The organism is Nostoc sp. (assembly GCF_041747015.1).
Classification (GTDB): Bacteria; Cyanobacteriota; Cyanobacteriia; order Cyanobacteriales; family Nostocaceae; genus Nostoc.
In genome coordinates, this window is record NZ_JBGTFY010000328.1 from 22,512 (window position 1) to 36,296 (window position 13,785).

A 13,785-nucleotide genomic window follows, 5' to 3' on the forward strand; every position below is an offset into this window, starting at 1 on the left:
TAAAATAACAATCGCCTGACTTATGAACTACCACGAAATCATCACAATCGAACCTGGCAAACGCAGTGGTAAACCCTGTATTCGAGGAATGCGAATCACGGTATATGACATTTTGGAATATCTTGCTAGCGGCATGACACAAGCAGAGATTTTATCAGACTTTTCTGAACTCACCTCCGAAGATATCAAAGCTTGCCTTGCTTTTGCCGCAGATCGTGAGAAAAAGTTATTTGTAGCATCCCTGTGAAACTGCTTTTAGACGAAAATCTTTCTGATCGGATTATTTCCCAAATCAGCGATCTGTATCCTGACTCAGTACACGTTAAAACACTGGTACTCATTCAAAGTGAGGATGTATTAATTTGGGAATATGCTAGAGCGAATGATTTCGTGATAGTTTCCAAAGACTCTGACTTCCATCAACGCAGTCTTTTATACGGGCATCCTCCGAAATTTATTTACCTCCGCATCGGTAACTGTTCAACTTCTAAAATTGTACAAATTTTGCGAAACCATTACGCCACTATTAATCAGTTTTGGGACACTGAACAAGAAAGTATTCTGGTGTTAACTTGAGGATTGGTTACAAGTCTAATGCACCAGATACCTCGCTAAGATTTAATTAGAATTTCTCGATAAATCGCTCTCTTGTAAATTGTTTTGTTCTGGTATAACCTGTTTTGCAGATGAGTTTTCTTCTTCGGATGTAGATTCTTCAATCGGCTTATTTAGCATCCCATGCTGCTCTTGTCCTCTAAGTCCAAGATATGTCGCGGAACTGATTCCTTGTAGTGTAAGAAGTGTATCATCAAATTCTGGCATCGCTAGATTTTTAATCACCTCCCAAACAAAGAAGACTCCGATCGCAACTGTCCACATGAATGTTTGAAACCTTTGAAAATTGACTCCATTAATATCCGATAATATATCGTTCAAGAATCCTTTAGAAATACCTTGACTACCTTTTCTCTTTTTCTCATTACCGTGTCCATCAAGTAACGAGGCACCAAAGGCAGTTACAGAATTAATTCCTAATAAAATTAATGATTGTCCAGTAAAAATATTAGTGTAATCGCCTGTTACCCCGTAGATAATGAGGTAAGAAGCAAAAATTAGAAATGTCCAAAAAGCAAGTTGAGATATTGATAGGCTGAACGGATTTCTATTCTCTTCTTTTGAACCAAGAAAAATCTTAGCAACTCCAAAACGAGGGTTCTTTTTAACCTTAAGCTCTTTTGTTATCAACTTTTCTTCCCCATCAATCACCTCTTTTTGAGAGTAAACCCCTTCTATTCCCGCACTACGTAAACTGTCTCGACCATACCTAATAAATATTAAGACAATAGCTATAACTAAAAGAAGACACAGCCAAAATCGCCACGAAAATAGAACTATTTTTAATTGAGGAGGTGACTGAAAATCGCTCACCGGAATCGCAACTTTACCAGGACAGCCTACCCCAACTATGGCATTAATACTAGGTTTGGTTGTTCCACCAAGCAGCGCATTCCATACAGTTTGAGACGAGTCAGTACGTTCAAGTCGAAAGGCTAACCAATTATCATCAAGAATTTTCTTCTGATCTTTACCCTGAACCATGACGCTGATTGGTTCTCCGTGGATATCCTCTAGCTGATAGCCATTTAGATACAACACTAATTGGCGAGGATCAAATGAACTGCTTTGAGGCGTTGCACTTGTGGCTGCTAATGATAATCCTTCAACTCTCACTCTGATGCGATCGCCCATTTTAACTTGGTTACGAACATTGTCGGCAATGACTCGTTCAGTTCTGAGAGTAGGAGGCGCTGAACAAATCCGAGGATTCACAGAAGGGACATCTGAAGTATCTTGAGCGATCGCAGCAAAGTTGATAGAAACAACCAACAGAAACACTAACAGAAAAATAGCAGTAAATCTTTTAGCATTTTTATACATCGAACCGAATTCCCAAGTAATTACTATGTCGGTAGTTTAACCATACTTTAATGCCTGTTAGTCGGTGTAGCGACGTGGCGTATAAACCCAGATACTACCATCGTTGCGCTTGATGGTTCGGGTTTTTGTAGAACCTACGAGAATAATTGTCCGCATATCGGCGGTAGCTGGTGCTAATTGGTCAAGTGTGATCACTTTCACCGTCTGTCCCGGTCTGCCGAGATTCCGTGCTAATACCACTGGTGTATCCGGTGTTCTGTGTAGCAGCAAAATATTTCTCGCTTCTGCCAGCTGCCAAGTGCGATCTTTGGATACAGGATTGTAGAAAGCAATTACGAAATCAGCCTCAGCAGCAGCGGCAATTCGTTGTTTGATCGCAGCCCAAGGCTTCAAAATGTCAGAGAGGGAAATAGCACAGAAGTCATGTCCAAGAGGCGCACCAATCGCTGCTGCTGCCGCCTGCATCGCGGAGATGCCTGGGGCTACATGAATGTCGATACTGTCCCATTCGGGTTTGGCATAGCGATCGCATACCTCGAAAACTGCTGTTGCCATTGCATAGATACCAGGATCGCCAGATGAGACTACAGCTACATATCGCCCTGATGCTGCCAAATCAAGCGCCATCGTTGCCCGTGCTTCTTCTTCACGGTTGTCTGACTCATGTCGTTGCTTGCCATCACCTAGAGAACCAACTAAATCTAAATAAGTTTTGTAACCCACTAGGTCAGTTGCCGACTTGAGTATCTCCTTGACTTCTGGTGACATCCACTGCGCTCCACCAGGACCCGTGCCAATAATCGCTAACCGTCCGCGTGGCTGACCTATAGTATTGGGATCAATTGGCTTTTGGGCAATAGCGATCGCAATGTGGGGAGAGGGTAAGATAGGGGATGTGCCTGTAGCAGCGATCGCTGCTGCCTGGGCGGCGCTATAACCTTGTGATAACCAGCTTTCTAACTTATTTAAGGTAAAAAACCGAGCAGGTACTCTCAAGGCACTAGCTACGGCGTGGATTGCTGGATCGGCAGCGGCGGTGATGGGTGCAAATATCCCGGCGACTGATGTCGGTGCAAGTGAGGCATCAGCTAAGAGTTGCTGAACTAAAACCACTGCTTCATCTGCATCGCCAACGATACCACTAATTGCGATGGCGATCGTTGCTGGGTGGTAAACAAGGCAGTTGGCTGTAGGAGTTACCAAGCGTTCTGTAACCTGGATTGTTAAATCTCCATTTGGATTTATAGGTAGTTTACTATTGCTTAACCAAGGCGCTATTCCTTCTAGTTTAACTTGCGCCCCGGCTAGCAAATCCGAGATAAATTTCTTAGCATCGTCTGGGTTCGCTAAATAGTATTCAGGGGGAGGAGACAACAGCGTTGTACCCAAACGTAAATCGCCTGTGGTGGTAATTGCAGGTTTGACATCAAGGACTTGGGCAATGCGGCGTGCCAAATCATTTACCCCACCAAGTCCGCCCAAAAGGGGGACAACAGCACTACCATCTTCAGCCACAGCTAGTACTGGTGGTTCCTGGCGTTTATCACCGAGCATGGGAGCTAGTGTCCTAATCAGAATACCAGCCGCACAAATGCCAATTAGCGGCGTTCCCTGAGCAAATAATTCGCGCAGCGTCTCGCCAAAATTCGTGAAGCTGACATCAACCCCAGACGTGCGACCCGCTAAACCGTAGAGCGTCGCTCCTGGTAAGACGCTGATTATTTTGCGTGCTACTATCACGCTATTTTGACCTAGTATTACAATGGCGGGTGCAACGTTCGTGATCATAATTAGATATCTTGCAAAATTTGATATCCTTCAAATGAAACCACAGATTTAGATACGCAGCGACTTTCTATTTACGAGCTTGGAAATTCAGAGTGGAATGTCTATGACGGGCAACTCTTGGAGAGGCTACGCCAACGCCTACGCGCCTGCCGGCGAGAAGTGGAAAGAAGATAGTAGCCTACGTCCTGCATTTGAAGATTTAATTAGTGCTGGGGCAATTCTCAGTTATTTAAATGGTAATTTGTCACCAGAAGCCGAAGTGGCTGTGGCAACATTTCAAGCTTTCCACCAGGATTTATTGGGGTACTTGAAAAAATGCAGTTCTGGTAAAGAGTTGATTGAAAAAGGTTTTGAGTCAGATGTTGAACTGTCCGCAGCCTACAACGTTAGTGATTGCGTGCCTTTGTTTACTGATAATGCTTATGTAAATTACACGCTACAGGTTTAATTAAACGTCGCATTGATTGGTTTGGCAATATTTGGCATTATCTATAAATTCTTGTAACTTATTCAAGGGAATTATTTGAAATGCGGAACCACCTTGCACTTGAGCAGTGATATAAGCAAACTTTTGCCCACGATAAAACTGGTCACGTCCAACTTTGCTCACATACCGAGACTTCTGGAAGTCATTGGAAATATGAGAATTATAAATATTTTGTAACAATTTCACTGCTTTGGCATTTTTTGTGGTAAATTTGAGGCTTGAGTCACCACTCACAGTTATTCCTTCTTTAGTCACTGTCCCATTTTCAGAAGTGACATCAACGTAAAAGTATAATTTTCCCTTTGTACCCTCATAGCCGTGGGCTTCGCTGTTGTATCTCAAAGTTGTTAGTTGAGGTCTGGTCTTTGCCCACTTAACAACGGTGTTGATATTTTCTCCTGGAAGCGCATTTGCCGGAGTGACAGCTAAAATAAATGCGATCGCAGATCCAGTAGCCTGGAATAAATAGTTAAATTTATAACTTTTGTGCATAGTATTTTCCCGATATAGAATATTGAGAACTCAAACTTAAACCGCCACAGCTTGAGAATTTTTTCAAGGGAGGCGTTATCTATTAATCTTTAATTATCAGTAGCAAAAACAACTTAACATTGACTAATGTTCACTGTCCACTAACGTTGCTAAAGGCAATTTAGTTTAAACTTCATAATCTTGCACCAGTTGCAATAATCGTAGGGTGTGTATTGTTTACCGACAAGTAGTTACAAAACTTAGATTTTATCTCAGCCAAACTAGGGTATACATTTTTGAGACTGGATGCATTAAGACTCAGGTTCTACATACTTCTTAATAAACCAGCCTTGAGAACGCAAAACGTTCTAATCTAAAAGCTAACCGGGTTAATTTACTGGCAGTTTTGCAGGCAATACTCTTAAGCTTATAAAGCATAAACACAGCGATGTGTCAAGCCTCAAAGCGACCCAGACGTAACACATAAACGATTATGATGGGAGTTTTAAAAATTAGATGAGTGTTAAGGCGAGTGGTGGAAGCTCAGTTGCGCGTCCGCAACTATATCAAACCCTAGCTGTAGCTACAATTACCCAAGCAGAGCAGCAAGACCGCTTTTTAGGAACTGGTGAACTAAATGAACTGGCAAGCTATTTTGCATCTGGTGCAAAGCGTCTAGAAATTTCCCAGACGCTCACGGAAAACGCCGAGATTATCGTATCTCGGGCTGCCAACCGGATTTTTGTCGGTGGTTCGCCAATGGCTTTTTTAGAAAAGCCCAGAGAAGCAGAACTAGTAACTGCTGGTGGTGGTGCTAATGTTCAGCAAGGGATGCAACTGGGAACTGTAACTTACATTGAAAGTCGTGGTGGGTTCCTAGAAAATTTACGTTCAATATTTAATTCAGCCCCCAGCGGTCCGACACCTCCAGGTTTCAGACCAATTAACATTGCCCGTTATGGTCCGAGCAACATGGCCAAGAGCTTGCGGGATTTATCCTGGTTCTTGCGCTACGCTACTTATGCGATCGTCGCTGGCGACCCCAACATCATAGCGGTGAATACACGGGGTTTGCGGGAAATAATTGAAAATGCCTGTTCTGGTGAAGCAACGCTAGTAGCTTTGCAGGAAATCAAAGCCGGGTCACTTTCCTTTTTCCGCAAAGATGCTGAGGCTACAGAAATTGTGTCTCAGTACATGGATGTTTTGCTAGCAGAATTTAAAGGAGCCACACCTTCAAATAAAGTGCGCCAGCGCCCTTCTAGCGACCAGCAAGGGTTACAACTGCCGCAAATTTACTTTAATGCAGCAGAACGGCGTCCCAAGTTTGTGATGAAGACTGGGTTATCCGCTAGCGAAAAAAACGAGGTAATCAAAGCTGCATATCGGCAAATCTTTGAGCGCGATATTACCCGTGCTTATAGCTTGTCCATATCTGACTTAGAATCCAAAGTGAAGAATGGCGACATCTCCATGAAGGAGTTTGTTCGCCGTGTAGCAAAATCTCCCCTTTATCAAAAACAGTTTTACCAGCCTTTTATTAACAGCCGAGTTATCGAACTAGCTTTCCGTCATATTCTGGGACGGGGACCAAGTAGCCGCGAAGAAGTCCAAAAATACTTCTCGATTATTTCTAACGGTGGTCTAGCAGCTTTGGTAGATGCCTTAGTAGATTCTGCTGAATACGGCGACTATTTTGGTGAAGAGACAGTACCCTACCTTCGGGGTCTGGGTCAAGAGGCACAAGAATGTCGCAACTGGGGGCCGCAGCAAGACCTGTTTAACTACAGTGCGCCTTTCCGCAAGATACCTCAGTTTATTACCACATTTGCTGCTTACGAGCAACCGCTACCAGATCAGCATCCTTACGGTTCTGGTAATGATCCCTTAGAAATTCAGTTTGGGGCAATTTTCCCGAAAGAAACTCGTAACCCCAGCACCCGTCCGGCTCCTTTTGGCAAGGATACCAAACGTATCTTAATCAACCAAGGGGCGGGTATTAATAACCAAAATAGCAATCCCAAAGCCCGGGGTGAAGCTCCTGGGACTCTAGGCCCCAAGGTGTTCAAGTTGGATCAACTGCCTGGCACTATTGGCAAAAAAGCTGCCAAGGGTTCTAGCATCAAATTCTCCGAAAGCTCCACACAAGCAGTAATTAGAGCTACTTACCTGCAAGTTTTCGGTCGGGATGTCTTCGACGGTCAGCGCCAGAAGGTATTGGAAATCAAGCTGGAAAACGGCGACATCTCTGTGCGGGAGTTTGTCCGTGGTTTGGCTAAATCGGATGTATTCCGCAATCTATACTGGACATCGCTATATGTTTGTAAAGCGATCGAGTATATTCACCGCCGCTTGTTGGGTCGTCCAACTTATGGTCGTCAAGAAATCAACAAGTACTTTGATATCGCTGCTAAACAGGGCTTTTATGCGGTGGTTGATGCCATCATTAACAGCCTAGAGTACAATGAAGCATTTGGTGAAGATACGGTTCCTTACGAACGATATCTAACTCCTGGTGGTGTGTCAGGGCGACAGCTGCGCGTTGGTAGCATTCGTGAAGATGTTGCCGCAAAAGTTCAGAAGGAAGTAACACCGGGCTTTGTAACACTGGGTACAGTGACAGAAAAGCGGACAGAACCTGATATTCAGTTCCGCATTAACCAAGGGGTCAGCAAGCAACGCGAACAAACCAAAATCTTCAAGTTGGTGGCGAATACCAGTGACAAAGTTGCAGTCAAAACTTTGATTAGCGCTGCCTATCGTCAGATTTTTGAGCGGGATATTGCACCTTACATTGCCAAAAATGAATTTACGGCGTGGGAAAGTAAGCTAGGCAATGGCGAAATTAGTGTGAAGGAATTTATTGAAGGTTTGGGTTACTCTAACCTTTACCTGAAAGAGTTCTACACACCTTACCCCAATACCAAAGTGATTGAGTTGGGAACGAAACACTTCTTGGGACGTGCGCCATTAGACCAGGCAGAAATCCGCAAATATAACCAGATTTTGGCTACTCAAGGTATTCGTGCCTTTATCGGTGCTTTGGTAGATAGTGTGGAATATAACCAGGTGTTTGGTGAAGATACGGTGCCTTACCGTCGCTTCCCAACCCTACCTGCGGCAAACTTCCCGAATACGGAGAAGCTGTACAACCAGCTAACTAAGCAAAATGACGACGTAGTTGTACCTAGCTTTAAGCCAGTGCAACCCCGCGTAGGAGCTAGCGATACTCCGCTTTTGGCGCAGGCGATCGCAGATATAACAGCCCAAACAAATGGTATAAACCACAGCAAGCCATCCTTTGCTGAACTCGGTCGTTCCTATAACGATGGTAGTGGACAATCTGTAGAATTAAGTGTGCGTAAATATACACGCATTTACCATCTAACGGAGAGTACCAACCAAACCGAAAGACAACAGGCAATCAACGCCATTTACCGTCAAGTATTGGATGTATTTAGCGGTGAAGTGCCTGATAATTTCCGCCGTACTGACCTAGAGGGCAAACTCCAGAATGGTGAAATTTCCGTTCGGGAGTTTGTGCGCGAACTAGCTAGTTCCGAAATCTATCGCCAGCGCTTCTTGTCACCTTATCCTCATGTGAAGGTAGTTGAGTTTCTCTTCCGTCACCTGTTGGGGCGTACACCCGCAACTCAGGAAGAAATCCGCCAGTATAACAAGTTGCTAGATGATAGCGGTTTATCATCTGCTGTAGAAGCAATAGTCGAAAGCCTAGAATATAGCTGCTACTTCGGTGAAGATGTTGTGCCTTACAACCGCTTCCCATCTTTGCCAGCAGGTAACTACCTTGGCAGTGTAGCGGTTGAGTAGGGATTAGGGATTAGGGATTAGGGATTAGGGAATAGGGTACAGATCATTCTCTGTCCTCTCTCCCCTGTCCCCTTCGTAACCTTTTGTAATCCCGCTTTCAGATTGCAGTTAAACAGTAAATTCTGAAAAGCAATATTACAAAGTGTTAAGAGCAGTCATAAATGCTCAACAGAATGCCGGAAAATGTTTTGCGGAAGGGTAATTGAGTTTAAAAGCTTGTGTACTTATGTTGACTCAAGCAATCTTGTAAATTATTAGCCATAGCAGTTATTAAACTGTTGTGTCTAAAAGAACGAGAAAACAAACTCAGTAGACCAAATTTAAGTCGCACCAGTTTAATCAAATCCTGGTTTCATTCGTATTGGAGGAATCCATTAATGAGTATTGTCACGAAAGCTATCGTGAATGCTGATGCAGAAGCTCGCTATCTCAGCCCTGGTGAATTAGATCGGATAAAATCTTTTGTTACAAGTGGTGAGCGCCGTCTACGGATTGCTCAAGTTTTAACAGAAAATCGTGAACGTCTAGTTAAGCAAGCTGGCGATCAACTGTTCCAAAAGCGTCCTGATGTTGTGTCTCCCGGTGGTAACGCCTACGGTCAAGAATTGACCGCTACTTGTTTGCGTGACCTCGATTACTACCTCCGCCTCGTTACCTACGGTATCGTTGCTGGTGATGTTACACCTATTGAAGAAATTGGTGTTATCGGTGTCCGCGAAATGTACAAGTCCTTGGGAACTCCTATTGAGGGTGTTGCTGAAGGTATCCGTGGGTTGAAGAATGTCTCTGCTACTTTGCTATCCAGTGAAGATGCTGCTGAAGCTGGTAACTACTTCGACTATTTAGTTGGCGCCCTACTCTAGGGTGAAGCAGTTTATCTACTGAAACAGAAGTATTGCAATACGGTTGGAAATAAGGAATTAACAACATGGCTCAAGACGCAATTACCGCTGTCATTAACTCCGCAGACGTTCAAGGTAAATACCTAGACGCTTCTGCTTTACAGAAGCTACAAGGTTACTTCGCCACTGGCGAACTGCGAGTACGTGCTGCTAGCACCATCAGCGCCAACGCTGCTGCGATCGTCAAAGAAGCTGTAGCAAAATCTTTGCTATACTCTGACATCACCCGTCCCGGTGGCAATATGTACACCACTCGCCGCTATGCTGCTTGCATCCGTGATTTGGACTACTACCTCCGCTATGCCACCTACGCTATGTTAGCTGGCGATCCTTCCATTTTGGATGAGCGTGTACTAAATGGCTTGAAGGAAACCTATAACTCCTTGGGTGTTCCCGTCGGTGCTACTGTGCAAGCTATCCAAGCAATCAAAGAAGTAACCGCCAGTTTGGTAGGTTCTGACGCTGGTAAGGAAATGGGCGTTTACTTAGACTATATCTCCTCTGGCTTAAGCTAAGAGCTAGTTTGCGCTTAAGAATTTAGGTGCGGCTTTATTAAGGTCTGGAAATCAATCGTGAGTGCTAGAACGTTATATTGCTTATCTTGGTAAATTATCAGTGATGAGTGTTGGTGGTCTAGTATTGATGCTTGATTTCCAGGCTTGGAATGATTAAAAGATTTGCACTCAAGATTTTGAGATAAAAAAGTTTTCACAAAATATACAGGAGATTTTCAAAATATGTCTCGTTTGTTTAAAATTACTGCTCTTGTTCCTAGCCAAAGCCGAATTCGTACCCAACGCGAACTGCAAAATACTTATTTTACTAAGCTAGTTCCTTATGAGAACTGGTTTCGGGAACAGCAACGCATCCAAAAAGCAGGCGGCAAAATTATCAAGGTGGAACTGGCAACTGGTAAGCAAGGTGCTAATACTGGTTTGTCATAATTGCTGTAGACAAAACATTATTTTAGGGAATTGATAAGAGGTCAGTAAAGACCTCTTTTTTGTTAAGAATTAATACTCATATTGAAAAGCAATCATCTATCTTCTATAAGTTGTTATTATGTTCACGACCATATAATTGCAAAATAGGCAATTGAGTTAGAAGGTGACATCCAACTGCCTTGAACTTCAGGTATCCAGGCATTCGTAATATATCTTAGCCCTATAGCAATTGCTTTATTGCCTGCAATAGTGGTAGAACAATGCTCGTAAGTTCTATTTTGTAAAGTTATATGTTATTTAATAGTTTTACATATGCCATCTTCTTAATCATCATTTTTGGCACTTACTGGTTACTGCCTAATAAATGGCGAAAGTACTTTCTTCTCTTGAGTAGCTACTTTTTTTACGGAATATGGAAGATAGAGGGGTTGTTACTACTGCTGGGATTTACCATAGTTAATTGGCTATTAGGACTTTTGCTAAACTCCTTTCATGGACGGAAAAGAAAAGGTATTTTATGCGTCGGAATTTTTTTAAACATAGCTATCTTATGTGTTTTTAAATATTACAACTTTTTTTTAGATAATATTGATGTTTTATGGGATACAAATCATTGGTTATTTGCTAATTTTAAAACATTTCTGCCTTTAGGTATAAGCTTTTTTGTATTTGAAGCAATCAGCTTTTTGGTTGATACGTACAAAGGAGAGAATACCCTAACCGAGTTCCAATCTTTTGCATTGTACATTTCATTTTTTCCTCATTTAATTGCCGGACCTATCGTTCGAGTAAAACAATTAGGACCCCAGCTACTTACTGATAAAAAGTTTAGTTTGGCAGCTATATTAGTTGGGCTTGATCTGTTATGTATAGGTGCATTCAAAAAAGTAGTACTTGCGGATAACTTAGCCAGCTTAGTTGACGCTAGTTTTAAAACGAGTCATAGTTCAGCCTGGGATATATGGATTACGGGCGGGTTATTCTCTATGCAAATATATTTAGACTTTGCTGGCTACACAGATATGGCTAGAGGTTCAGCTAAATTACTAGACTATGATCTACCTATTAATTTCGACTTTCCTTATGTTTCTCGCAGTATTGGTGAATTCTGGCGACGGTGGCATATTACATTATCTAACTGGCTTAGAGATTACCTCTACATACCTCTAGGAGGAAGTCGCGCTGGTCAAAACCGTACCTATATTAATTTAATTATTACGATGGGTTTAGGGGGACTATGGCATGGAGCGGGATGGACTTACATTATATGGGGATTTTACCAAGGTGTTGCTTTAGTAGTACATAGGGTGTTTGCCAGTTCACCTAAAGCTAAATCCCTTTTTGAACAAACTTTATGGGGACGGTTCTCGGCATGGATGTTAACCTATCTTACAGTAATTATTGGCTGGATTATCTTCCGTTCCCATGATGTTTTTCAATTATCATCTTGGATGCAGACGTTGCTCACACCTACAGCCTACATCCAATCTTCACAATATTGGTTTTGGGGTGTTATGGTTATCGTCGCTTTGATAGTATTAAAAGTCCTGTTTGAATTTCGTCAACAGGGATATCAATCTAACAAGATAAATAAATTCCGACCAATACTTTACATAACAGTTCTATTTTCACTTGCATTATTCGCTCCGCAAAGCCAACAATTTATTTATTTTCAATTTTAGCTTAATTAATCAGTTCAACGTTGATCATAAATTATAAAAATATTGCAAAATAACTTTATAGATGACCAGTATATTCAATGATCGTTTCTTTAATATTTCGGAAATTCAATAATCAATGAAATAACAGCTAGATGGATCTGTTGAGCAAGTAGAATATATTTTTTATCATCTTCAAATAATTTCATGGCAAAAAATTTTAGTTTAATCAATACTAGAATCTCGTGGATGATAGCCATCATTTTTTTAGGAACATGGCTATGTGCAGAGTTATTTTTAGCTGGTTGGGGCGATAGCAATTTACCTATTCAACGAGCTATTCATGGTTATACGTTAACCTCTGATATACTATTCATGGGTAACTCTAGAGTTGCTGCTGGGATAAAACCTGGTGTGATTACGCAAGCCTCTAACAAAAGTTTAGGGTATCCTGTCTCATCTTACAATTTAGGAGTAGGTAGTACTCCTTTTGGCATCCACTATTTACTTTTTAAACATCTTGTAAAACAAGGAAAACAGCCTAAAACTCTAATTTATGGCTTTGTTGACAATGATCTCACTGACACTATTTTTTTTGATGATGCTTACTTGGCTCAGGTTAGTCGTACAGAAGATTTTCCTTTACTTTTTGAAAAGTCTCTTTTGACAATAGATAGTCGTTCAGACCTAGTAGTAAAAAAGATTAGTAGAGTGTATAGATATCGATTTCTTCTTAGAGAAGTTTTAGGTAAAGTTTTAAAAAACTCACAAATTAAAGCATCTAAAATAAATAACAATGCAGGTGGCTTTGAGGATTTCCGTAACATTGTACGCAAGGAAGCAGTTACTCAACTAATTATATCAGAAGAAATTCGTTATAAAGAATTGTACAGTAATCCAAAATTATGGGCATTTGAACCTTCAAAAACGTATTTACAAGATTTTATTAGGCTAGCTTCACAAGCAAAAGTCAAAGTTATTTTTGTAGAAATGCCGATAACGCATTTACACAATCAAATGGCTCAAAAAAGTTTTTATAGAAAAGAATACTTTGAGCAACTAAGAAGATATCTGATAAATTATGGTATTCCTCTTTATAATTTAAGTGAGATGGAGTCAGATAATCAGATACCCGATACCATGCATCTTTCAGATGAAGGAGCTACTTCGTTTACACAGATACTATTTAACAAAGTAATTCGACCTCAAATATAAATGGAAAACTTCTATTTCGGAAAATTAAGCGATCGCAAAGTTTACGAATCTAGGTCTATGGGTGATAAAGATTGATCAAGAGGTCTGTATTAAACTGCTTTATTTTTTTACTTATGCATCCCAAACCAGACATGAATATTATCAGTAATGCAATTGATGCGCTTGATAGCTGTAATAATAAACGTGCGATCGCAGAAATTCATCCTAATCCTAATACAATTACAATTACTACAGAAATCATTAAAACGAAGTGTGTGATCCGAATTGCTGATAATGGTTCAGGAATGACAGAAGCAGTTAAAGAACGACTGTTTGATCCATTTTTTACAACTAAACCTGTGGGTAAGGGTACAGGATTGGGTTTATCAATTAGCTATCAGATTGTAGTAGAAAAACATGGGGGAACACTGAGATGTATATCAGAACCTGGACAAGGAACTGAGTTCTGGATTGAAATTCCCATGTCTATGGAGAGACAAGCAATTAATTGCGTCAAATCGTTAATTTTTACTAATTGTTATTAATGTATAAAATAGTGCTTTTATTTTTCC

11 protein-coding genes and 2 pseudogenes are annotated in these 13,785 nt (G+C 41.3%); 10 read left to right on the forward strand and 3 right to left on the reverse strand.

Annotated elements, in window-relative coordinates:
• Nucleotides 1-22: 22 nt before the first annotated feature.
• Both ACEW80_RS26625 and ACEW80_RS26630 read left to right on the forward strand, forming a co-directional pair.
• Complete coding sequence (locus ACEW80_RS26625) at nucleotides 23-247, forward strand: DUF433 domain-containing protein (RefSeq protein ID WP_373529484.1); 225 nt, start codon at nucleotides 23-25, stop codon at nucleotides 245-247.
• Nucleotides 244-576, forward strand: a complete 333-nt coding sequence (locus tag ACEW80_RS26630) for a DUF5615 family PIN-like protein (protein WP_373529485.1) — start codon at nucleotides 244-246, stop codon at nucleotides 574-576. The genes ACEW80_RS26625 and ACEW80_RS26630 overlap by 4 nt, the downstream gene beginning before the upstream one ends.
• A 42-nt stretch (nucleotides 577-618) precedes the next feature.
• On the opposite strand, the gene ACEW80_RS26635 is transcribed toward ACEW80_RS26630, so the two are convergent.
• The gene (locus ACEW80_RS26635; protein ID WP_373529486.1) at nucleotides 619-1,938 is read right to left on the reverse strand and encodes a hypothetical protein; all 1,320 of its coding nucleotides are present in this window, start codon (nucleotides 1,936-1,938) and stop codon (nucleotides 619-621) included.
• Nucleotides 1,939-1,995: 57 nt separating this feature from the next.
• Nucleotides 1,996-3,726, reverse strand: coding sequence for a precorrin-3B C(17)-methyltransferase (gene cobJ, locus ACEW80_RS26640; protein WP_373529487.1), 1,731 nt, complete (start codon nucleotides 3,724-3,726; stop codon nucleotides 1,996-1,998).
• A 103-nt stretch (nucleotides 3,727-3,829) separates the two neighbouring features.
• Here cobJ and ACEW80_RS26645 point away from each other — a divergent pair, with 103 nt between their 5' ends.
• Entirely contained in the window at nucleotides 3,830-4,174 is a 345-nt protein-coding gene (locus ACEW80_RS26645; protein ID WP_373529488.1) for a 2-phosphosulfolactate phosphatase, read from the forward strand.
• On the opposite strand, the gene ACEW80_RS26650 is transcribed toward ACEW80_RS26645, so the two are convergent.
• On the reverse strand, nucleotides 4,175-4,705 hold the full coding sequence (locus ACEW80_RS26650) for a hypothetical protein (RefSeq protein ID WP_373529489.1): 531 nt from the start codon (nucleotides 4,703-4,705) through the stop codon (nucleotides 4,175-4,177). It lies immediately after the preceding gene.
• Between the two features lie 495 nt (nucleotides 4,706-5,200).
• On the opposite strand from ACEW80_RS26650, the pseudogene ACEW80_RS26655 reads away from it, so the two are divergent.
• The 7 genes and pseudogenes from ACEW80_RS26655 to ACEW80_RS26685 form a co-directional block, all read left to right on the forward strand.
• Nucleotides 5,201-8,503, forward strand: a pseudogene (locus tag ACEW80_RS26655) (phycobilisome rod-core linker polypeptide); the annotation flags it as partial.
• A 389-nt stretch (nucleotides 8,504-8,892) separates the two neighbouring features.
• Nucleotides 8,893-9,378 (forward strand): allophycocyanin subunit alpha, encoded by a 486-nt coding sequence (gene apcA, locus ACEW80_RS26660; protein WP_373529490.1) that lies wholly within the window; start codon nucleotides 8,893-8,895, stop codon nucleotides 9,376-9,378.
• Between the two features lie 65 nt (nucleotides 9,379-9,443).
• Entirely contained in the window at nucleotides 9,444-9,932 is a 489-nt protein-coding gene (gene apcB / locus ACEW80_RS26665; RefSeq protein WP_373529491.1) for an allophycocyanin subunit beta, read from the forward strand.
• Between the two features lie 222 nt (nucleotides 9,933-10,154).
• Nucleotides 10,155-10,361 (forward strand): phycobilisome linker polypeptide, encoded by a 207-nt coding sequence (locus ACEW80_RS26670; RefSeq protein ID WP_196521311.1) that lies wholly within the window; start codon nucleotides 10,155-10,157, stop codon nucleotides 10,359-10,361.
• Nucleotides 10,362-10,651: 290 nt separating this feature from the next.
• Complete coding sequence (locus ACEW80_RS26675; protein ID WP_373529492.1) at nucleotides 10,652-12,043, forward strand: MBOAT family protein; 1,392 nt, start codon at nucleotides 10,652-10,654, stop codon at nucleotides 12,041-12,043.
• A 183-nt stretch (nucleotides 12,044-12,226) separates the two neighbouring features.
• The gene (locus ACEW80_RS26680; protein WP_373529493.1) at nucleotides 12,227-13,234 is read left to right on the forward strand and encodes a DUF1574 family protein; all 1,008 of its coding nucleotides are present in this window, start codon (nucleotides 12,227-12,229) and stop codon (nucleotides 13,232-13,234) included.
• Between the two features lie 131 nt (nucleotides 13,235-13,365).
• A pseudogene (locus ACEW80_RS26685) lies at nucleotides 13,366-13,758 on the forward strand (sensor histidine kinase); the annotation flags it as partial.
• Between the last annotated feature and the right edge of the window lie 27 nt (nucleotides 13,759-13,785).